The 18,787-nt window shown below is 52.2% G+C and carries 18 protein-coding genes, 1 other RNA gene and 2 pseudogenes; 7 read left to right on the plus strand and 14 right to left on the minus strand.

Annotation, left to right across the window (positions count from 1 at the left end):
• Positions 1 to 91 precede the first annotated feature (91 nt).
• Positions 92 to 454, minus strand: coding sequence for a hypothetical protein (locus tag RBB80_RS17905; RefSeq protein ID WP_433963843.1), 363 nt, complete (start codon positions 452 to 454; stop codon positions 92 to 94).
• A 719-nt stretch (positions 455 to 1,173) separates the two neighbouring features.
• On the opposite strand from RBB80_RS17905, the gene RBB80_RS17910 reads away from it, so the two are divergent.
• Both RBB80_RS17910 and RBB80_RS17915 read left to right on the plus strand, forming a co-directional pair.
• A protein-coding gene (locus tag RBB80_RS17910) for an IS5 family transposase (RefSeq protein ID WP_433963844.1) occupies positions 1,174 to 2,132 on the plus strand; the annotation gives its coding sequence in 2 pieces (ribosomal slippage) (positions 1,174 to 1,735 and positions 1,735 to 2,132; 960 coding nt in all).
• 221 nt (positions 2,133 to 2,353) lie between these two features.
• Positions 2,354 to 2,614, plus strand: coding sequence for a hypothetical protein (locus RBB80_RS17915; RefSeq protein ID WP_433963845.1), 261 nt, complete (start codon positions 2,354 to 2,356; stop codon positions 2,612 to 2,614).
• Between the two features lie 116 nt (positions 2,615 to 2,730).
• Here RBB80_RS17915 and RBB80_RS17920 read toward each other — a convergent pair whose 3' ends face one another.
• The gene (locus RBB80_RS17920) at positions 2,731 to 3,345 is read right to left on the minus strand and encodes a PEP-CTERM sorting domain-containing protein (RefSeq protein ID WP_433963846.1); all 615 of its coding nucleotides are present in this window, start codon (positions 3,343 to 3,345) and stop codon (positions 2,731 to 2,733) included.
• A 204-nt stretch (positions 3,346 to 3,549) separates the two neighbouring features.
• Here RBB80_RS17920 and RBB80_RS17925 point away from each other — a divergent pair, with 204 nt between their 5' ends.
• From RBB80_RS17925 to RBB80_RS17935, 3 genes and pseudogenes are all read left to right on the plus strand, one after another.
• Positions 3,550 to 3,930, plus strand: coding sequence for a hypothetical protein (locus RBB80_RS17925; RefSeq protein WP_433963847.1), 381 nt, complete (start codon positions 3,550 to 3,552; stop codon positions 3,928 to 3,930).
• Positions 3,931 to 4,652 (plus strand): annotated as a pseudogene (locus RBB80_RS17930) (SOS response-associated peptidase).
• 805 nt (positions 4,653 to 5,457) lie between these two features.
• A complete protein-coding gene (locus tag RBB80_RS17935) occupies positions 5,458 to 5,682 on the plus strand; it encodes a hypothetical protein (protein WP_433963848.1) in 225 nt (74 codons plus the stop codon).
• Positions 5,683 to 5,787: 105 nt separating this feature from the next.
• On the opposite strand, the gene RBB80_RS17940 is transcribed toward RBB80_RS17935, so the two are convergent.
• From RBB80_RS17940 to RBB80_RS17955, 4 genes are all read right to left on the minus strand, one after another.
• Positions 5,788 to 6,885: an acyltransferase family protein gene (locus RBB80_RS17940; protein ID WP_433963849.1), complete on the minus strand. Its 1,098-nt coding sequence runs from the start codon at positions 6,883 to 6,885 to the stop codon at positions 5,788 to 5,790.
• A gap of 284 nt (positions 6,886 to 7,169) precedes the next feature.
• Positions 7,170 to 8,255, minus strand: coding sequence for a phage portal protein (locus RBB80_RS17945; protein WP_433963850.1), 1,086 nt, complete (start codon positions 8,253 to 8,255; stop codon positions 7,170 to 7,172).
• Between the two features lie 762 nt (positions 8,256 to 9,017).
• Positions 9,018 to 9,308: a hypothetical protein gene (locus RBB80_RS17950; protein WP_433963851.1), complete on the minus strand. Its 291-nt coding sequence runs from the start codon at positions 9,306 to 9,308 to the stop codon at positions 9,018 to 9,020.
• Positions 9,309 to 9,520: 212 nt separating this feature from the next.
• A complete protein-coding gene (locus RBB80_RS17955) occupies positions 9,521 to 9,967 on the minus strand; it encodes a hypothetical protein (protein WP_433963852.1) in 447 nt (148 codons plus the stop codon).
• A gap of 1,475 nt (positions 9,968 to 11,442) precedes the next feature.
• Here RBB80_RS17955 and RBB80_RS17960 point away from each other — a divergent pair.
• Complete coding sequence (locus RBB80_RS17960; protein WP_433963853.1) at positions 11,443 to 12,606, plus strand: helix-turn-helix domain-containing protein; 1,164 nt, start codon at positions 11,443 to 11,445, stop codon at positions 12,604 to 12,606.
• A gap of 31 nt (positions 12,607 to 12,637) precedes the next feature.
• On the opposite strand, the gene RBB80_RS17965 is transcribed toward RBB80_RS17960, so the two are convergent.
• The 8 genes and pseudogenes from RBB80_RS17965 to RBB80_RS18000 form a co-directional block, all read right to left on the minus strand.
• Positions 12,638 to 13,210 carry a tyrosine-type recombinase/integrase gene (locus RBB80_RS17965; protein ID WP_433969734.1) on the minus strand — a complete coding sequence of 191 codons (573 nt, stop codon included), beginning with the start codon at positions 13,208 to 13,210 and terminating at the stop codon, positions 12,638 to 12,640.
• On the minus strand, positions 13,201 to 13,419 hold the full coding sequence (locus RBB80_RS17970) for a hypothetical protein (RefSeq protein WP_433963854.1): 219 nt from the start codon (positions 13,417 to 13,419) through the stop codon (positions 13,201 to 13,203). Before RBB80_RS17970 ends, RBB80_RS17965 begins: the two co-directional genes overlap by 10 nt.
• Before the next feature lie 472 nt (positions 13,420 to 13,891).
• Positions 13,892 to 14,245, minus strand: a transfer-messenger RNA (tmRNA) gene (ssrA, locus tag RBB80_RS17975).
• A gap of 79 nt (positions 14,246 to 14,324) precedes the next feature.
• Complete coding sequence (locus RBB80_RS17980; protein WP_179584625.1) at positions 14,325 to 14,744, minus strand: EamA family transporter; 420 nt, start codon at positions 14,742 to 14,744, stop codon at positions 14,325 to 14,327.
• Positions 14,745 to 14,796: 52 nt separating this feature from the next.
• The gene (locus RBB80_RS17985; RefSeq protein WP_433963855.1) at positions 14,797 to 15,234 is read right to left on the minus strand and encodes a CYCXC family (seleno)protein; all 438 of its coding nucleotides are present in this window, start codon (positions 15,232 to 15,234) and stop codon (positions 14,797 to 14,799) included.
• A 1,125-nt stretch (positions 15,235 to 16,359) separates the two neighbouring features.
• On the minus strand, positions 16,360 to 16,650 hold the full coding sequence (locus RBB80_RS17990; RefSeq protein ID WP_433963856.1) for a 4a-hydroxytetrahydrobiopterin dehydratase: 291 nt from the start codon (positions 16,648 to 16,650) through the stop codon (positions 16,360 to 16,362).
• Positions 16,647 to 17,791 (minus strand): annotated as a pseudogene (locus RBB80_RS17995) (HD domain-containing phosphohydrolase). Before RBB80_RS17995 ends, RBB80_RS17990 begins: the two are co-directional and overlap by 4 nt.
• Entirely contained in the window at positions 17,788 to 18,156 is a 369-nt protein-coding gene (locus RBB80_RS18000; protein ID WP_433963857.1) for a hypothetical protein, read from the minus strand. Before RBB80_RS18000 ends, RBB80_RS17995 begins: the two are co-directional and overlap by 4 nt.
• 93 nt (positions 18,157 to 18,249) lie before the next feature.
• Between RBB80_RS18000 and RBB80_RS18005 the strand changes: the two genes are divergently transcribed.
• A complete protein-coding gene (locus RBB80_RS18005; RefSeq protein WP_433963858.1) occupies positions 18,250 to 18,654 on the plus strand; it encodes a DinB family protein in 405 nt (134 codons plus the stop codon).
• Positions 18,655 to 18,787 lie beyond the last annotated feature (133 nt).

The raw sequence follows: 18,787 nt of genomic DNA on the forward strand, positions 1-18,787 counted from the left end.
AATTGAGTCAGGAACAGTTCGATAGGCTAAAGAGTCGGAAGCAACGAGTTCAACGGAAGACCCACAGAGGACAGAGCCGTGCCATCGAAGATCAGTTGCACCCTGATAGCGAGACATCCAGAAGCTCCGCCACTTTTTCTAGGAGAATCTTCGGGTGACATGAAGTCACCACGTCCGGCGCGATAAATGTCCGCTCCGAAGCAAACTCTATGTTCGAAACAACTTTGAGTACCGGTATTGCGATTGTCTTCTGATGGGCCAAGGATACAATCTCAAGCGTCTCTGCGGGGGTTAATGAATGGCAGAGCACTACAAGATCGAATTGGCGCGCCTTGAGAATATTCTTTGCTTCGCTTGCCTTCGCCTCGATAACTTCCGCATTGGTTTTGCGAAGTACAGCAGCCCTACTTGCGAGAAGTATCGCATCCTGAGAAATAGCGAGGATTGTTCGCATAGCCTTTTCCGATCTAAGTCGAGGCTGATCCGGTGGGCGGAATGCCGTCGCGACATATATTCGGCTGTGGAAGGAAATTACACCCGTGCCGCGATTGTGTCTACTCAATAACATAAGCGGTAATAGAAGTGGAGTTGCACCCCAGCTACGGAAGCAGCTCGTGAGTGCGTGATTCCTACCGTGTCTTAACCATCAGAGGCAATCTGGCTCTTCACGCAGAGGCTTCTGGCTCAGTGAAGCTTGTGCCAACACGATAGGCGGATGTTTGGAGCTTTCGCTTTCCACAAAAGTTTCGCTTATACAAATCAAGTTTACGAAGCAATACAAGCCGATGGGTTTTGGTGATCCAGACGACCGTGGTTCGGTAGAAGCGCATCTGAGGGCTAAGGAGCACGCCAAAGAGATGGGCCGCTTCAATAAGCGGATGAGGGAGCTTGAGGCAGAGGACGCGAGAAAGCGTGGTGGACTCCTCACCAGGGTGATGCGCTTCTTCTCTTCAAAGCATAGGGCACGATGATGGACCACAACAAACTGTTAGCTCTATGGAACACTGACGACTATCCCGCATGTCCTGAGGGGATGATGCTGGCACAGGCATATCTGATCAGTTGCGGCGAGGGAGTCAATCGTTTAGGCACCGAGGAACCCTTAGGGAGAGTCTGCACAAGTTCTGCATCGCTTGCCTGATTGATTAATCTGATAGCTGCGAGGAGATTGCGATGAAGCAGCAGAGTCTGTCGAGTCAGGGTGTGTTTGAGAAGTACGGGCGGAAGAGTCGGCGGGAGTTGTTTCTGGACGAGATGGAGCAGGTGGTTCCATGGTCTGCGCTGGAAGCCCTGGTACGACCGCACTATGCGAAGGCGGGCAAGGGAGGGCAGCCGGTAGGGTTGGCGATCATGCTGCGGACTTACTTTGTGCAGCAGTGGTTCAATCTGTCGGACCCTGGGGTGGAAGAGGCGTTGTACGAGTCTGCGGCGCTGCGGCGGTTCGTTGGCGTGGACCTTGGGATTGCGCCTGCGCCGGATGAGACGACCATCCTGCGGTTCCGTCATCTGCTGGAGAGGCACGAGCTGGGCGGGTTGATGCTGGATGCGGTGAACGTGCATCTGGATGCCAGGGGCATCCGGATCGCGACGGGCACGATTGTCGATGCGACCATCCTGCATGCGCCTTCGTCGACCCAGAACGCGAGTGGCGAGCGCGACCCGGCGATGCACCAGACCAGGAAGGGCAACCAGTGGTACTTCGGCCTGAAGGCGCATATCGGCGTGGACGCGAGGAGGGCATCGTCCACTCTGTGGCGACGAGCGCAGCCAGCGTGGCGGACTGCCACATGTTACCGGAACTGCTGCACGGCCAAGAGCGTAAGGTGTGGGGCGACGGCGGCTATCAGGGCCAGACCGACGCCATCCAAGAGGCCGCTCCGAAGGCACAGGACATGACCTGCAAGCGGACGAAGTTCAAAAACTATGTCGACGAGTTACAGAAAAAGAAGAACCGGAGTAAGTCGAGGGTGCGGGCCAAGGTAGAACATCCGTTCCGGATCCTGAAGCGCATCTTCGGCTTCGACAAAGTGAGATACAGAGGCATCGCGAAGAACCATCACCGCCTGTGCGCGAACTTCGCGCTGGTGAACCTGTACCTGCACCGCAAACGTCTGGCAGTCCTTGGGCAGTAGTGCGCCTGGAAGCCCCGGAAAACGGGCGGATGCGCGTTCCAATTAGCCCTCCAACAGCATCAAACCAACCAAAACCCGCGCATCTTCCATGCCCACTCCCTGACCCCAGAAAGTCAGACGCCTACGCAGAGGTTCCTTAGACCGCATGAATGACATCCAAGCCTGTTACATGGCCCTCGTCGAACACGGCGAGAATTGTGATGACTGCAACGAGGTGTGAGATGAACTCCACAAAAGACGCAATGGTGCCCCAATCTAAAATTGAGAAGGAGCCAACGACTGAAGCTTACAGTCAAGGAGGTCTCAGTGGTGAGGCTGCAGTAGATTTGGATTTGGACACAGAGCCATTTGAGCTGCGGAGGCATACGGACGCAGAGATTGCCGATTACGACGATGGCTTTAAGTGTGGTCAGAGCGGCGGGCAGAATGACGACACCAAGAGTGCAGCTTGGCAACGGGGTTGGGCTGAGGCTCAGGAATAACCAATAAGTTGATCCTCAGCTACCCGATGATCGGCAGCAAAGGAACTAAACGATGAGGCTCTACCCTCTCCCAAAGTGCAGAACCTCAATGAGGCTTCACCCGAACAAACTTACAATCAGATTGACAGTAGCTTGCGTCGCATCATCGCGGCAATGCCAAACATCCCCGAACCTAACAAAGCAAGCGTTGAAGGTTCAGGGGTAACTCCGACGCGACTCGTAACGTCCAGGTATTCATAGGTATAACCCTGGGCACCATTGACCGCTACTACGTCTCCTAGAGAGTTGATTAGTCCAAAAATTCCTTCTTCGTCCGAAATCTGGACAAGATCAGTGGGAGTTCCTGTCAGAAGTCGTCCAGGGCCGCTAATCTCAGGAGCGGTGAAAAGTTCTCTCCCGTTATTGCATCTTGGCGTAACCCCAGGTCCAACTACTGCGCCCGGAATCGAACACGGCGTCCCGTTATCGTATGCCAATAGGGGAGCAGTACTTGAAACGTCGACAAGTTGGCCTGACACGTAAGTGTCAAAGCAGGGGTTGTGTCCGCCGCAATTGACCGTGAAATCCTCCAGGACGACATCGCCTGAGTCATCGATTCCGTATGGAATCGGCCGATCTGAGTTTAGCTGGAACACTTGGTAGGTGTCTGCGCGAGCAGTAACGCTGGTAAAAATGCATAGCGCGAGCGCGACCGGAACGGACAAGGCTTTGAAGATGCTCACATGTTTCATCAGTTTTACCTCCAGGAGGATTAGGGTGCATCTTGATAGTGTCCCCAAGGCGTTTTCGTTTCAAAGGATTGCTCTTTAAAATGCGCCTTCCTGTTACCCTGTCTGCATCATCATGGCTAAAGCACGTAAACAAACACGCATCCAACCTTGCCACTTGAACTACCATCACCACCCACATCTCCTGAACCACAGGTAGGAGACAGGGTGATTCCTGAGCGATCTGATTCGGAATGGAAGATCACCAGTGTCCGCTCTGAGGGTAGGTACGTCAATCTCGAGCTGCCAGGCACAAGCCTCACTCGATTCAATGTGGATGCGAGTACCCTCCAATTCACAGACCGCGTTGCTCCCAAGACTCCCGAACCAGCACGACGCGATCTGTCTGCCATCTCGGAGCGCATTGCGACCATCCAACGGGAGAATCTCCAGCGGTTGGATGATGACGTTGCGATCCTCATCAAATACCTGAAGACTGAGGGCGCATCCAAAGAGGTAACACATGCGCTAGAGACACTGAGCAATGAGCAACACGCCAGCTGGCTAGCCGCCTTGGAACGCATCGAACAGTTGATGGAGGAAGATTAGGTGTGCGGACGGTACGAAAGGCATTCAGACAAACAGAAGATTGCTGACGCATTCAAACTTGGCAAGCTGCCACAAGGGTTTGAACTCCCACCCGATTACAACGTCGCGCCCCAAACTTTCCAACCTGTTGTCAGATTGAATCGTGAGACAGGGGAACGTGAACTCACGATGATGCGATGGGGATTGGTTCCCTATTGGGCAAAGGATTCCAAGGTTGGGTTTTCAAGCATCAATGCGAGAGCAGAAACAGTGACTACTGCTCCTGTATTCAGGGAGGCATTCAAACGTCGCCATTGCCTCGTACCTGCTGATGCTTTTTATGAATGGCAAAAGCTAGACGAGAAGGGCAAGAACAAACAAGCGTATGCGATTGTCGTAAGGACAAAGAGCCGATCGCATTCGCTGGACTGTGGGAGAGGTGGAACGATCCAAAGCAGAGTGTCCCTCTGGAGACGTTCTCGATCATCACCACGGACCCCAACGAACTCATGCAGTCTATCCATACCCGTATGCCTGTCATAGTGCCTAGAGCCGACTGGAGCCGCTGGCTTGGCCCTGTAGATCCTGCTCACCCACCAACAGACATACTCAGGCCGCATCTCGCGGGAGAGATGGTTGCGTGGAAAGTGAAGAAGGATGTGGGAAATGTGCGGAACAACGATGCGAGTCTGACTGAACCGTGTGAGCCTTGCGCGGATTCAACAGGGTCATTGTTTGGCTGAGAATGAATTATTAGATTCAATTGAGCAATATGGGAAGAGGATCACACGTGGGTCGAAATGGCATACCAGATTAACGTCAGACGATTGCGCAACGAGGGAAGAAGACCTACCCTTCCGAAGACAACACTTGGGGCCAGGCTAAAAGTATTCTCGGCTGGTCTAGTCTAGTCACAGTACCCCTAGCACTCGGGACGTATCTTTTTACACGCCTATAACTATCAGCCCCAACCCAATAAAAACTAACGTGCTGTTCACCCCGTTTAATGTGACGAATGGGGGACGCTTTGCAGTGACTGATATGAATGCGTCATGCAGTCCTAATTCGATTAAGACGGCTAGTGGGGCGACCATTCAAATGAGTAACTCGTTGATCGTGCCGCCAACAATCAACAAAATTCCAAAGCTTGAGTCGGGTGAGAGTTCAGCTGTTGCCTGTGACGATGGACACGGAATTCGGGTACCAGGAAAAATCGGTAGCGCCGATGTCGTGATTAACATCACCTACTCTCCTCCATGGTTAACTTTTCTCCATAGGAGCAAGGTGGCCAGATTTGTACTTGACGTGTCCGACGATGGCAAACAGCATTGGATACCCAAGAGTCTGTCTCAGAAGTGATTGTCCTCTAGCTATACAGGAAACAAAACCTTGGCATAAATCATTTGTTTTGTTGTATTTATAGCTTGGCTTAGTTGAGAATCGGAGCTACTTTCAGATCGAAGTCAAATCCATCTGAGGTACTTACATGCAGCGATTCACCATAACAGCGTTCAGCGCAGTAGAGCAGACTGACAAGGTGGCAGCGTGATGACGGACCGAGAACGGTTCCACAAGCAGGCTGAGAACCACTTCAAGTCATATGAATTTATGATCGCCGTAGCTAACCAACTTGAAGAAAATCTCAAAAGCTGGGGTCTGGAAGAGGGTGACCCACGGAGAGACAATACGCTGATTGACTTGCACAGGGCGAGCGCAGCAGAACACCTGGCTCTGTCTAAAGAGTTCAAGAAAAAGCTGGGATCGGCGTCTTAAACAAAAAGAAGCCCTACCCAATGCAGAGTGTGCAAAGGATGGGGCTTCTTTCATTACCTTTAGGTTTGTGCGCCAGTTTGCAGTTTCTGTTTCCCTCATTGACACTTAATCTGTTCGATGCTGAACGGAAGAAAAGACTCCTTCGCTAATCTCTTTCTGCTGTGGCGTCACATTCCTAGTACCAGCTTGACGGCTCAGCTTCATGAATGGCAGCTCCACTGCCAAATAGAATCCCCAGGAAAGTAGGATGCAAGTCGTGAGATATACGAGCAACAGGCCCGAATGATTGATCCGATGCGACAGCAATGCAGTTAAGGCACATAGTACGGTCATATGAACCAGATACAAACTGTAAGAAATCTTTCCGAGAAACCGAATCGCGGGTACATGCAAGAGAGCCTTTGCTTTGCTGGAGTTCAATCCAAGTACGATAAATCCTGCCGCGCCTACCGCGACAGGCATATCTCCCAGATGCCACCACAAGCCGCCGACCATATGCGACCCGTAGTAGAGCATGCAACAGATCCAGGCAAAGAGGAGCCTTCCGCGCAAAGTAAGCCGATGAAACACATGCTGTATTTGAATGCGATGCTTTGCAAGCAGAATACCCATCGCAAACATTCCGAGATATTGGATTGTGCTGAGGTCACCAAAGAAGTGTGAGCCTGGACCCTGCACGCCGATCAGTGTGCAGAATGCAACCAGCAACAAAGATCGAAGACCTCCCAGCCTCCCAACGGCGGCAAAGAGAAACGGAAACAGGATTGAGATCCGCATCTCATGAACCAGCGACCAGAAGGTTTGGTTGTACCTTAGATCGTTCCCCGGCCCGATAAAGAATACAGCCTGGAGGACTGCACCCAGGTTTACCGGTCCGGCCCAGGGTGCGTCACCATGTGCGAATGAGGGAACCTGACCATGCCAGATAGCACAGGCCGCGACTGCCAAGGCTAGAGCACCCAGGTACGGACCGTAGATACGCAGTACGCGCTTCCAGACATAGGTAGGATAGCTGGCCGTCTTCCTCTTCATCAGCGGAAGTGCCAGTACAAATCCACTTAGAACAAAAAACAGCATGACTGACTCGCGTCCAGCAACCAGAGGATAAATGAGAGATGTTATCGGGCTCGATTGGAACTGCGCTCTGTAAAACATCAGGTAGAAGTGATGAAACACGACTACTAATGCCGCCAATCCCCTCATAGAATCCAGTTGTTCAAACCGCAGTGATCGTACGTCTAAAGAGTTGATGATCCCTTCTCCTTCTGTCTTGACTCATTTGGATTTCGGAATTCGTTGGTTCTGGAATGACCCTATGAGTTAGCTGTGTGCAAAGTCGAGGTATGAAATAGGAAAGTATTTAGTGGTGGGGCAGTCTCGATCTAGGCTCTAAAAAGTCTTCATAAATCATCGCGGTCTTCAGACCGAAAAAACAGCCCCAGCCTGCACGTATGCAATGGCTGGGGCTGTGTATCGTAGGTTCCAAATTAGGTTGCGGACATTACCAGTTTGACTATTGGATTCGGTGCACCAGTTGAGGCTGTAGAGTGCTGCCCTGGAGTGCGAGGCAATAGCTTTTTGCTTATCTCTGACTCAAACTTAACCAAATATGGATTAAGGGTCTGAGACAAAAAGCTTGAGTTCATTGATTCAACGTTGGCATCGGTCTGCCGTGTCTCGCTGCCCAATAGATGGCTGCTGATTCGGTATATTGAACCGATCTGAGCACGATTAAACTGCATCACCTCTAAGAACTGTCCCTCTTCAGGTGAGATTGAGATTTGCTGATACGTTGCTCCTTGATCAAGGATGTTTACGCGATGCTGATTCGATCCGGCCTGCTGTGATTCCCAGTCTGCTCTCATCTTTGGCTTGTCTTCGGGCTTTACCTTCATGGTTGCCGGCATGGTGAGAATGCCTGAAGGTGTCGCATTGTTGGCGAAGAACCTTGAACCATACTTCTCAGCGGCAATCTGTCCACCCAACAGGCGCTTGCATTGGAGGATTGGTGACATGCCCAACAAACCGTCAAACGAGATGGTTTTCACGTGGAGGACATCGGCAGCGGCCAACATACGCTGCACTCCACCGTCCTCTGTCCGGTAAACCAATTGATTGTTTTTTAGTCGGTATGGATGAGTCTGCCGTGGAGATAACGGCCAGAGCGCAATAGGATTCTGTTCTGCATCCCGTTGGATCTGACAGTAGGAGTTCCCAGTCAACGCCAAATGCGACATGCAGACTTCCATCCAACTGACGTAGTCCATCTCTGGGTTCGGCTCACTGCCCAATAGGTAGCTGAGAGGGTGTGCGGTCTCAAGGGTTCTGCCCGTTGCAGTTTTGCTGTAGAGATTGAGGGGCAGACTGGACACCGACTCAGCCAAGATTTTGACGCAAGAGAATACCGTGCTCAGTTGCAATGCCGTGTTTGTGTTTACAATCTCCGCTGCTTCAGTGTCACTGCCAGCACCCAAGAACTCCCACTGCGCCACGGAAGACAACGGCACGGCTGGATTCTCCAGGACGCTGTTTCTCTTCTCAGGCTGGGTTAGCCCAAGGGTTTGTATTTTCATATTCGTTCTTTCTGAGCAGGGCCGCCACGTTGGGCTGACTAAGTCCTGCCGCATCTTTGCGGATAAAATTCACTTGACATGGTGCGAGTTTGGGAGAAATCTACGCACAAGCCCTGATGTTTTGCAGTCCTGTTTCCCTCCTACCAGGTTCATTTGTTCGCAGGAGGAATTGATGTCTAAATGCGCAGTACTCCCTACCCCCGTAGTGAGCGCAAGACGAATGTGCCCCCGACAGATGCCCGAGAGTTTGGATTTTACGAGTTGGCATTCTTAGCAGATCGTGGCTGTCTAACGTCCTTTAAACCAGAGACGAAAGCCCAGAAATGCGCCTCCAGACCAACGCAAAAGGGCTTGACTCTGAGGAGTTCACGAAGAGTTCAGGCGTCAAAGCCAACTTTTTCAATCGGGGACAAAAGTTTCTGGCTACCGTGTCGGTCTAGGCACTCTTCCGCTCTCACCTTGGACCTACCCCCTCCTGTCAACAACTTAAGAGGATCTGATGAATGCCGGTGGGGAGGATTGTTGCGCCGTCACCACCAGCTCTTCACGTATCTGTCCCTTTCGGAGGCTTGCAGACACGATGTCAATCTGTTCTGGTTTGCACAGTGTGCAGTTTGGGGATGAATCAGGCAGGAGCGTTAGCTCGACTGCCTGTCATCATCAGATGAATCGTTGAAAGAAACACTGCAAGAACCGCCAAGCTATCACAGCGAACAAAGCCGATTCATCCTACTCAGGCCAAGACTCCCGAGATGTCAGTGTCTATTTATGAAGCTTGTAGACTGAACCGCGCCGTTGGCTGCTCACAGTGATCAAGCCTGCATTCAGCAGTTCCTTGGTAACCATTTGCAGATTGCTGAGACCCACATGAGATCGTTGCGACATATCTCGGTGATCAACAAAAAGTGATTCACTGTCTCTAACAGCCATCAGAAACCAGATTGCCTGGAAGAGCTTCTGTGCGCTGGGTGACAACAGTTGTTTGAGTTCAGATGGCAGGATCGTTTCAGGGTCGATATCTTTGCAAAGTTCAGTGCGTTCTGTCTCAGTCATGCAGAGTCTGCTCTGTTCGGGATTTAGGTGCCACATAGACACACACGACATTCAACAATTCTGGTCTGGTCTTCAGTGCCGTTGCCCGAGCATTCGCAGACTGGTTCTTGCGTCTCACTTCGGCGCATCGCTCCATGCTGTTCTCAATAATGTTTCGCGGGGTTAATGCTTTGCGGCTGGCTATGTGTCTGCGTTTGGCTTCCTTCCGTGATTCAGTCAATTCGGTCTGCCTCTCTAACGTCGTCAAGCATCTTGCGGTATTCCACACGCTCCTTATCAAACATTGGTTTCAATGCTGGATAAAACTGCTCGTTTGCTTGGATTTCTTTGGTGAATTCGAGAGTGATTTGCCACAACAAATTGGCTAGTCGCTGCGCCTCATTCTGAGGGGTGCAACCTAGATACCATCCCTGCATCATCTCCTGTTGATTCTCCCAAATGTCGTCCAGGATAAGTTCTGCCGTTCTGATGCCATGCTTAAGTGTTGCCATCTGATCAGGATTGACTGGCTTGAGATTCTTATATCGCCGCAGTTGCCATTCATAGATCTGCAATACCAGGATGAGACGGGCTGCTCCATCTTCTTCGTTGGGGTACAAGTCACGGACCCAGGCAATGTAGGCACGCACGGCGTTCAGTTGTATTTCTTGGATAGTCATTTGTGCCTGCTTTCTGATGAGTGGGTGGACGCAGAGGACCAGTCTGCGCCCATCGCTGCTATCGGAGAAGTGACAATGCTCTATCCCCTATACCTGTAGTAACTGTCCAAATTTATGATTTGGGACACCGAGAGCATATTTATTTTTCATTGCTCAATCGGTAGGAATTTCGCCAGTGGTTCCCTTTAAACACAACCTGTTAACAGATTGTTCATTTGGTCGTTCTGTTTGTTATTTCTCTTTGTGATTAACAGGTTGTTGGATAATTTGAGACGCAGATAGGTTAACCCTATCCATTCCAACAAACTCTAAAATTTGAGCATGCAGACGAGTATCCCCAGGCTGGTTTGCACCCTGTCTGCCAACCGGGTGTTGGTCCTAACCGACGCTTGGATGGAGGTCTTTATAACTAACTCGTAACCTGTTCCCCGCCGCCAATGATTGCTCACTGGATTTTGTCAGTCTCAAACAACTGACTCGCACCACGATTATCAGTCGTGGGTTTAGCTCTGCGCACAGTGTGCACAAAACTGGCAACCAGCATACCCGTCAAGGCATCTGGCAACATCTGCTTCCCGCTCAAAGTTTCACAGTTGCATCACGCCTTCCTGCTTCGCTAGGAGTTCCGGCATATGTGATTGGTGTCTTTGATCGAGGTCAGAGGAGAGATTACTGTCCTCCTATACCTGTAGTAACTGTCCAAATTTATGATTTTGGACATTGAAACGAAAAATAGTTGAAAATAATTGGTGCAAACCCTTCCAGCCGTGGTACAAATAAATCATCCCTATACGTAGGGAGAGGGGTAGGTGTCTGTATTTTAGACAGTTATCTAACCAGCGTAGACCGGAGAGACCATCCTACGGGACAATCGAAGCTTGGGCATAAATATACAACGACCCAAGTCCAGAGGTGAGAGAGTAGTCTCCTCCACCAGCCTAGTACCAGAGCATCGGTCTAGGGCAGCAGGCGAGCCTGGGCCACAGCCTATCAAACACACAATTTGTTTGCTGTGCCCCACAGTACTCGGGAATAGCTCACTCTAATCGTCCCTTTCGTGGACCCTTGCCTGCTTTCGGAGATCGTTTCACCATGACCAATATTGTCGCCCTCAGCCTCGTAACTGAGGCTGCACCCATCCTTGTCCCCAAGGAACCCAACCGCACTAATCCTAAACGCACCCTCAAAGATAAAGAGGCCACTGCTCTACGCCTAGAACAGGAGTTAGAGGAACACTTGGCCTATACGGCTGGTCAGATTAGTCACATTCCCCGTCACCATCTGGCAGCAGCAGAAATCCGAATCACGTTCTCACATTCAACTTCGTCAATGATCACTTCCTAAACCGAGAAGCACATAAGGAAGCTGGCGCCATCGCGGAAGGATGGAAACCTCAACCTTGGAAGGGGCAGATTTGGAAGGCCGTTGGAAAGAGAAACATCGAACGTGTATGGATCGGTCCTGTTCATTTTGATTTGGTATGGAGTGGTATTGAATGGCTACCCTACAATACCCCGCACTCTGCATCAGTTGACCTAGTTGATGTCGATTTCAGTTTTCCTGTCCCAGGTATGAGTGAGGTCACTGCCGGGTATCAGGTCATTGCGGGGTGGGGTGCGAAGCGTGCAAAGGCTATCACGATTCCTAGAGAGCTAGGAGAGTCTACTGCGCCTATAAAGAAACTCAAAACGCTCTATGGTGCCTCCAGGCTTCAAGCTGAAAAAGAACTGAATGCTGCTTATGTCCTGTATGAGAAAGACCCCGCAGGGCAGAGGGAAAGCTTCTACATGACGCTTTCTGCCTACGTTCGGGGTGTGCGGTCAAACGCAATTTATCTGCAATTGTCGGAACGGGCAGAGATGTATATAGACGCAGGGGATATCTTAGGTGAATTCCTGCTCAAGATTACACGCCTGATAGAGAGTGGGAAGTACACGCACGAAGGAAAGATGGAGAACTGGCTAGGCTACCAGTGGGGCAACTACCACCTGCCTGAGATCCTGACCCAGATCCAAAGCTATCTGGACCGCAACACATATGTTAATCAGACCGATACGCGTGGTGGTGACGACGATGAAGATTTCGAGCATCAGAACCACTCTGTCGCAATCGTAGATGTCCAGGAGGAACAGGTAGAGAGAGAGCAGCGCAAGGGTTATTACTTTCCTGTATCCAGAGATCGTCTCTTCCGACAGATGAACCCAATCACTCAGGACATCGTGAAGATGCTCTGTGAGGGACTGTCCCAGCTTGAGGTATCAACTAAGCTCAACATCAGTCCACGCCAGCTTAGGCGGCATGTGGGATTTGCTACTGAGGACGGTGAGGCCGCACTGAATAGCGTGTTGCGCACTCTGCAAGCCTGCGCCGATGATGACAATCTGTTGCAGTGGCCAGAACAGGGAACGATTGATATCCAGGCTTGTGCTGCTGAACGTTTCGATGAGTATCTGACTGCGCAGGAGGTCGCAGACATTCTGAAGATCTCAACCGATACAGTGATTCGTAGATTCGAGTCACGCGCAGGCGTAATTGATCTCGGAAGTTCGGAGAGTCGATTTAAACGCAGATATCGGGTTATTCGGATACCTCGCCAAACTCTCGAACAATTTTTGTTGGAGAGTAAGAGTTGTGCATGATCCCGGAAAGGGACTGGAGCTATTCCAGTCCCTACCAGGTTCCAACTATCAGTGAATCTAGTCTGTCTTGCCTTGCCGTAACCCACGGAGCGTAACTCTTCTCGGTCGTCTTGATTGAAGTATGGCCGAGCAGCTTGCTCACTTCTTCCATGGGTACGCCCCGTTGCAGAAGTGAGACCGCAAATGTATCGCGCAGCTGATGTGAATGACCATTAGGCATCCCTGACGCAACAAACATCTGCTTGATGTCATGCTGCCAGTTGGTGACAGCTGTTCTCTCTGTGCCAGTCCCTGAGTTCCAGAAGATGTACTTTGCGCTCTGATTGAGCTTCATCGCTGCCTCGACTTCTTTCGCAACATCGGGTGGTATAGGGACGCTTACGTGTGTTCCTGTCTTTTGACGGCTGGTGACGATCCGATAGAGGCCGCCTCGCTTGTCGTCCTTCTTTAGCTCACTCCTTTCAAGGGTCACTGTGTCACGTATTGCAAGACCACTGTGTCTCATGAGCCTCACGAGTGCGTGTATTCTTTTCGCTCTCGTGCCGTCGAACTCAATGGGAATGACCTTCAGCAGCTTCGCATACTGTGCGTCAGTCAGAGGCAGGGTAGGGGTTCATTGACTTTAATAGGGGACAGAGTAGGTAGTTTGGTGATGAGGTTTGCAGCTGAGCAGTAGCGGAGGAAACCACGTAGACGTTCCTGCACCTTCGAGCGAGTTGTTGACGATGGATAGACGTGGTTCCATCCGGCACGAAACTCGGTCAGATCTCCCTGGGCAATCTCATGTGGAAAGAACTTGGACCGCTTAGTCATGAAGTCTTTCAGCCGATTCAACTCCCGTTCGTACTTTCCCAAGACTTCGGTACTGAGGCCCTGAGATCGTTTGTCGCTGACGAACAGTTCCACAGCCCGTTCGATTGTAGGTCTGGATTCTGCCTTCGTAGCTATCGCCTCGACAGGCTGAGAGGGATCGGCTGCTTTGAACTGCGCTTCTCTAGACCGTCTCTTTTCCTCAGCGATTGCCCATGACCGCGTCTTAGCGGATTCTCGATGTTGCTTGCCGTCATGGGTGAACCGCAGGTGTTTAGGACAATTGCAGCGTCGGTAGAACTCCTCACATTTGTGGGAGCAGTCAACGGAGTGTCGGACAAACACAGTTATTGAGGGAACCGTCAATTGCGCGTGGTGCTCCTGCTCTGAGGTGACAACCTCAAAACGGTAGCACGAAATTAGCACAATCAGTTAGTTCTAAATAACAAACCATTTATAATGAATGACTTATAGTTGGTGGAGGCGGTGGGAGTCGAACCCACGTCCGAAAAAACTTCCAACAGAGAGCTTTCATGCTTTTTCCGTATCATTTTTGTCTCGTCATCGGCGCTTAGAACGGACGAAGATGCGACGACGACCAGTCTGATTGATCTCGTCTGACCCGCTCAGACGGAGCAGGGAAGACCAGCCTACTGTGCGACGATCGGTACAGGCCCGTAGGCGAAGCTTGAGCGATCGGCTACTTATTTAATTAAGCAGCAAGAGCGAACTGAGGTTCGGCACTTATAGTTTTGTGAGCGATTACGGGTGTCCACACCCCGGCATGCCTCTCTGCCACAAGCAATCCCGTCGAAGCCGTGACGCCCCCATCTGGAGCTGGCACCAACATTGCATTGGGCGCTACAAAGAACTACTGCGATTATAACTCTTACTGTCCGAGACAGAGATCAGGCGAACGCGAGGATTACGGCGCCAATGGTGATCAGCGAAGCCCCGCCGATCTTTAGCGGAGTCAGATGCTCGCCAAGGAACAGCCACGCGCCGAGAATGACCAGTACCACGCTGAGCTTGTCGACCGGCGCTACGCTTGAGGCCGGTCCCATCTGCAGGGCGCGGAAGTAGCATAACCACGACAGGCCGGTGCAGATGCCGGAGAGCACTAGAAACACCCAGCTGCGTCGACCGATCTGTGCCAGCGCGTGATGCTTCTCGAAGGCGACGGCGATGGCCCAGGTAAAGATCAGGATCACCGTCGTTCGGATGGCGGTCGCGAGGTTCGAGTCGATTCCCGAGACGCCGACTTTGGCCAGCAGCGCAGTTGCCGCAGCAAAGACTGCCGATAGAACTGCCCAGAAGACCCAAGTCATAGATGCAAGCATACTCGGTCAAAAAAACTTGTGCCGAGAGATCGGCAAGGCGCTACATCGTTGCGTTTACGAGGTCGACCTGCTGCCACTCGCCACGCTCGATTCCGGCGCGAATCTGTGCCGGAGTCTGGCCCTTTTTGGTCTGCTGGTAAGCATAGACGGCTTCTCTCATGCAGGTCGAACAGGCGGCTCCGTGTGTGCCTTCGAAGCAGCTATGGAGACTGTTGTGATGCATCTCGCGGTCGCAGTGGCAGTAGCAGGGTTGTTGATGTAACACGGCCGGGATAGCGGCAGCCATCTTATAAGCAGTCACCTGGTAGGGATGCGTGAAGTAGACACCCGTCAGCTGATCACCGCTAAGCACTGGTGGAAGAGGCTTTGTTGGAGCAGATGCGTTGTAGGCAGGGATATCTTCCGACGGGTTTGACCACTGGGCTGAGGCCACCATAGTGGCCAGACCTAACGCGATGCATCCTAGGATCCGTTTCATGTCGGTATTCTAGATCAATCTCTCGTGGTGCCGGATATCAACCTCGCACGCGATTTTCTTTCCCCGCAATCTGGATCAACTAATCGTCTGAGTGGGTCGGAAATCGTTCATCGACATGCGGTACCCCTCCCCCGGGGGGCTGTGGACGTAAATGGTTTATTTTCTTAATCTTGCAGTCGCTATAGGCTGTAAAATATTCTATCTAAATGGTTTATGGAGCTATTTTGTCAAAGATCGGAATGCCCGCGGAAGATTCGGCATCTGTGTTAATCATAGCCATCAAACCGTAGCTCATGCGCCACAGCCATCTTATTGTTCTGCTTAGCATTGCAAGAGTTTGGGACTTGACAACAAGAGATGGCGATTCTCTGCCTCCACTTGTCTTTAATCCGGTCCCTGGCGAAATCTGTCGAGACAGATGCGGCAGAAAGGGAGGCGGCAGCTCGGAGCTTTAAGTGTGGGAAGACGGCGTCAGAACAAAAAAATGCGGCACGAACGGTATTTTGCTCGTGCCGGGAGGCCAGTGACGCAACTTGTATCAGCCTTGGTTCGATGGTGCCGGCTGAGATATTTCACGGGCGGAAGACTCACGCTGCGTTGAAATGAAGATACCACAATATGGAGGAAAAGAAACGTAAATATGTTCCATCATAGAAAATTGATGATTTTGCGGTCGCTTTGTGGCCTATGTCTTCTTCGAATTCTTCTATAAAATGCTCATGATAAATGGTTTATAGAAAGCAAGAGTTTTTCCACACATTTTCTTAGATTAATAATAGGGGTTCAAATTCTTTCTATGAAATACAGTTTTTGCTTAGCTGGGTGTGGGCTGAGCGACTTTTGCGTCAATGTACGGGATAAGGGAGAGGAGAAAATACAGGGATTTCTCCACTGCGTCGCGCGATAAGGCTGAGCGGCGACTTCGGTCGAGATGACGAGTCGTAAGCAGGATCCTCTATTACAGGCACCCTATGAGAAGCTGTCCCGCCTGGCTCACTAGGCGTGGCGCGGCCAACTTCGTGGCGGGAACACCTTTCCTGCAGCAGACGACCTATCGTGGGCTTTCTTCCGAAGAACGGGAAGACCCATGAAACTTCACTTGCCAAGACCGGTAACACACAGTATTTATGCGGGAGGGAACTCGTTGCTCAATTGGCTGGCCATAGAGGCGTCGCGCTGAGTAATTCCTGCGGCGTCGTGAGAGACCAAGCCAAGGACAACATGGTTATAGCGGATGTCGATGTCGGGATGATGATTTGCGGCCTCTGCCAGGACAGCGACTCGGTTGACGAAGGTCATCGCTTCGAGAAAATCGTTGAAAGTCCATTCGCGTACCAGTTTGCCGCCTTTGAGATGCCACTCTGGGTGGGCCTTAAGAACGTCCTCGATCTCATCCGCATTCATGGCTTTGCTCATAGAGAATTACCTCGCCTTGCGATCCTAGCTGCGTTGTTTGTCCGGCGCAACCGGGAGAGCGTGGGTGCCTTGCGATGACGGGGAAGGTGATCGTAGTTCTGTTGCGACGCGCAGGTTGGACCAGGTTTCGGGGGAAGGGCAAGAAAGACCTCGACGATCTGCGGATCGAACTGGGTTCCGGCACAGCGAGTGATCTCATCCCTGGCCGCCGCGAAGGTTGTTCCCCTGCGATAGGGTCGGTCTGAGGTCATGGCGTCGAGGGCGTCTGCGATAGCGAAGATACGCGCGCCGAGGGAATCTCCTCGCCGCGGAGGCCGCGTGGATAGCCGCTGCCGTCGAACTGCTCCTGGTGGGCGTAGACGATCTCGGCGGCCTCGCGCAGGAAGGAGATCTTGCGGACCATCTCGTAGCCGCGCTCGCAGTGCTGCTTCATGATGGCGGTCTCTTCGGGGGTGAGGCGCCCAGGCTTGAGGAGGATGGCGTCGGGCGTGGCGATCTTGCCGATGTCGTGGAGGAAGGCTCCGCGGGCGATGATGCGGAGGTCTTCGGATTCGAGGCCCATGGCCAGGGCGAGTGCGTTGGTGTAGGCGGTGACGCGGCGCGAGTGGCCTTCGGTCTCCTGGTCGCGGAGATCGAGTGCGTCGCCCATGGCTTCGAGGGTGATGTCGTAGCTGCGCTCGAGGTCCTGCATGGTGGAGCGGAGGCGGCCGGTTCTGGTGTTGACGATGGCTTCGAGGTTGTGGCGGTAGGTGGTGTTCTGTTTGCGCAGGCGGCCGTGCTCGATCGCTCGCAGGACGACGCTTTCAAGGTCGGTGCGTTCGAAGGGTTTGAGGAGATAGTCGACTGCGCCGCGGCGAAAGGCGCTGGTGACGACGTAGATGTCGTTGATGGCGGAGAACATGACGACGGGGATGCCGGGGTGGTCGGTGCAGAGGTGGTCGAGGAGGGTGAGGCCGTCGGTGACTGGCATCATGACGTCGGAGAGGACGAGGTCGTAGTCGGGGTCCTGCTGGAGCCGGGTGAGGGCGTCTTCGGCGCTTTCGGCGGTGGTGACGGAGTATCCACTGCGTGCAAGAAGTGCTGCGGCGACCGATCTTACGGGTTCTTCGTCGTCAACTACAAGGATTCGTTCCTGCGTCATGGATAGATACTTTCGCGTAGCGACGCTGCCGTCTTTTGGTTGGATGCGAGCGGCTTCTCTTCTGTGTCTTTATCGGCGGTCAGGGCGACTGGATGAGCGGTTGGTTGGGGAGCTTTCGGTAAAAAAATCCTTTTATGGGTCGTGCACCGGTTTCTCGTCTTTGTTCGGTGTTTTTGAGGGGTGTTGTGGAAAAAGGCGTGTTTTGGTGTGGTGAATTGATGGTGAGATCGTGGTGGTTTGTATGGTGGATGTGGGTCTTTGGAACGTGTTTTGAGAGGTGCGAAAAATGCGCCACGATCTTCGAGTTTTTTTGCGTTGCCTGAGATTTTGACAGATAGAGCAGGGCGGATGTAGTTTGGCGCCATCCACGACTGCTCTCGTTCGCTTGGCGATGCGATTGAGAGTGCGGACAGATCGAGATGACAACCTGTAGTCACAGAAAGCAATTGAGGGAAGCCATGAAGACGCTGTTACTTCTGGTGGTGATGTGCACCAGCTCTCTGCATGCCCAGATGGAGGGACTGTGGGAGGGCTACGATGGGGAATGGACGCATGTCTCGCGGCAGCTGGTTGCGCTGGCAGAGGCTACGCCGGCGGATAAGTTTGCGTGGCGTCCAGCGCCCGGGGTGAGGTCGACGAGCGAGGTGTACATGCATATCGCGCTGGCGAACTTCTACCTGCTAAGTGTGACCGGACCTGCGATGCCGGCGGATATCAAGTCCCAGGAGATGGAGAAGACTGTGACCTCGAAGGCGGATGTCATTGCGTTTCTAAAGCGCTCGTTGGATGCGGTGAAGACCGCGCGCGCTCAGTTGAAGCCGGGGAGCTTCAGCGGAAGGTCAAGATTGAAGGCAAAGAGGTGACGGTGGATGGGATGTATCTGAGGATTCTGGTTCACGATAATGAACACATGGGACAGCTGATCGCTTATGCGCGGATGACGGGTGTGGTGCCTCCGTGGTCGGAGGCGGTACATAAATAAACCTGCTCACAACA

The organism is Tunturiibacter gelidiferens, assembly GCF_051013345.1.
Classification (GTDB): Bacteria; Acidobacteriota; Terriglobia; order Terriglobales; family Acidobacteriaceae; genus Edaphobacter; species Edaphobacter gelidiferens_A.

Bases quoted from the DNA above. Each gene is read 5' to 3' on its own strand.
- RBB80_RS17915 (WP_433963845.1), top strand. From the start codon at position 2,354: ATGAACTCCACAAAAGACGCAATGGTGCCCCAATCTAAAATTGAGAAG.
- RBB80_RS17920 (WP_433963846.1), bottom strand. From the start codon at position 3,345: ATGAAACATGTGAGCATCTTCAAAGCCTTGTCCGTTCCGGTCGCGCTC.
- RBB80_RS17980 (WP_179584625.1), bottom strand. From the start codon at position 14,744: ATGACTTGGGTCTTCTGGGCAGTTCTATCGGCAGTCTTTGCTGCGGCA.
- RBB80_RS18005 (WP_433963858.1), top strand. From the start codon at position 18,250: ATGAAGACGCTGTTACTTCTGGTGGTGATGTGCACCAGCTCTCTGCAT.
- RBB80_RS17955 (WP_433963852.1), bottom strand. From the start codon at position 9,967: ATGACTATCCAAGAAATACAACTGAACGCCGTGCGTGCCTACATTGCC.
- RBB80_RS17950 (WP_433963851.1), bottom strand. From the start codon at position 9,308: ATGACTGAGACAGAACGCACTGAACTTTGCAAAGATATCGACCCTGAA.
- RBB80_RS17990 (WP_433963856.1), bottom strand. From the start codon at position 16,650: ATGAGCAAAGCCATGAATGCGGATGAGATCGAGGACGTTCTTAAGGCC.
- RBB80_RS17985 (WP_433963855.1), bottom strand. From the start codon at position 15,234: ATGAAACGGATCCTAGGATGCATCGCGTTAGGTCTGGCCACTATGGTG.
- RBB80_RS17935 (WP_433963848.1), top strand. From the start codon at position 5,458: ATGACGGACCGAGAACGGTTCCACAAGCAGGCTGAGAACCACTTCAAG.
- RBB80_RS17970 (WP_433963854.1), bottom strand. From the start codon at position 13,419: ATGACTAAGCGGTCCAAGTTCTTTCCACATGAGATTGCCCAGGGAGAT.
- RBB80_RS18000 (WP_433963857.1), bottom strand. From the start codon at position 18,156: ATGGCGCCAAACTACATCCGCCCTGCTCTATCTGTCAAAATCTCAGGC.
- RBB80_RS17905 (WP_433963843.1), bottom strand. From the start codon at position 454: ATGCGAACAATCCTCGCTATTTCTCAGGATGCGATACTTCTCGCAAGT.
- RBB80_RS17945 (WP_433963850.1), bottom strand. From the start codon at position 8,255: ATGAAAATACAAACCCTTGGGCTAACCCAGCCTGAGAAGAGAAACAGC.
- RBB80_RS17940 (WP_433963849.1), bottom strand. From the start codon at position 6,885: ATGAGGGGATTGGCGGCATTAGTAGTCGTGTTTCATCACTTCTACCTG.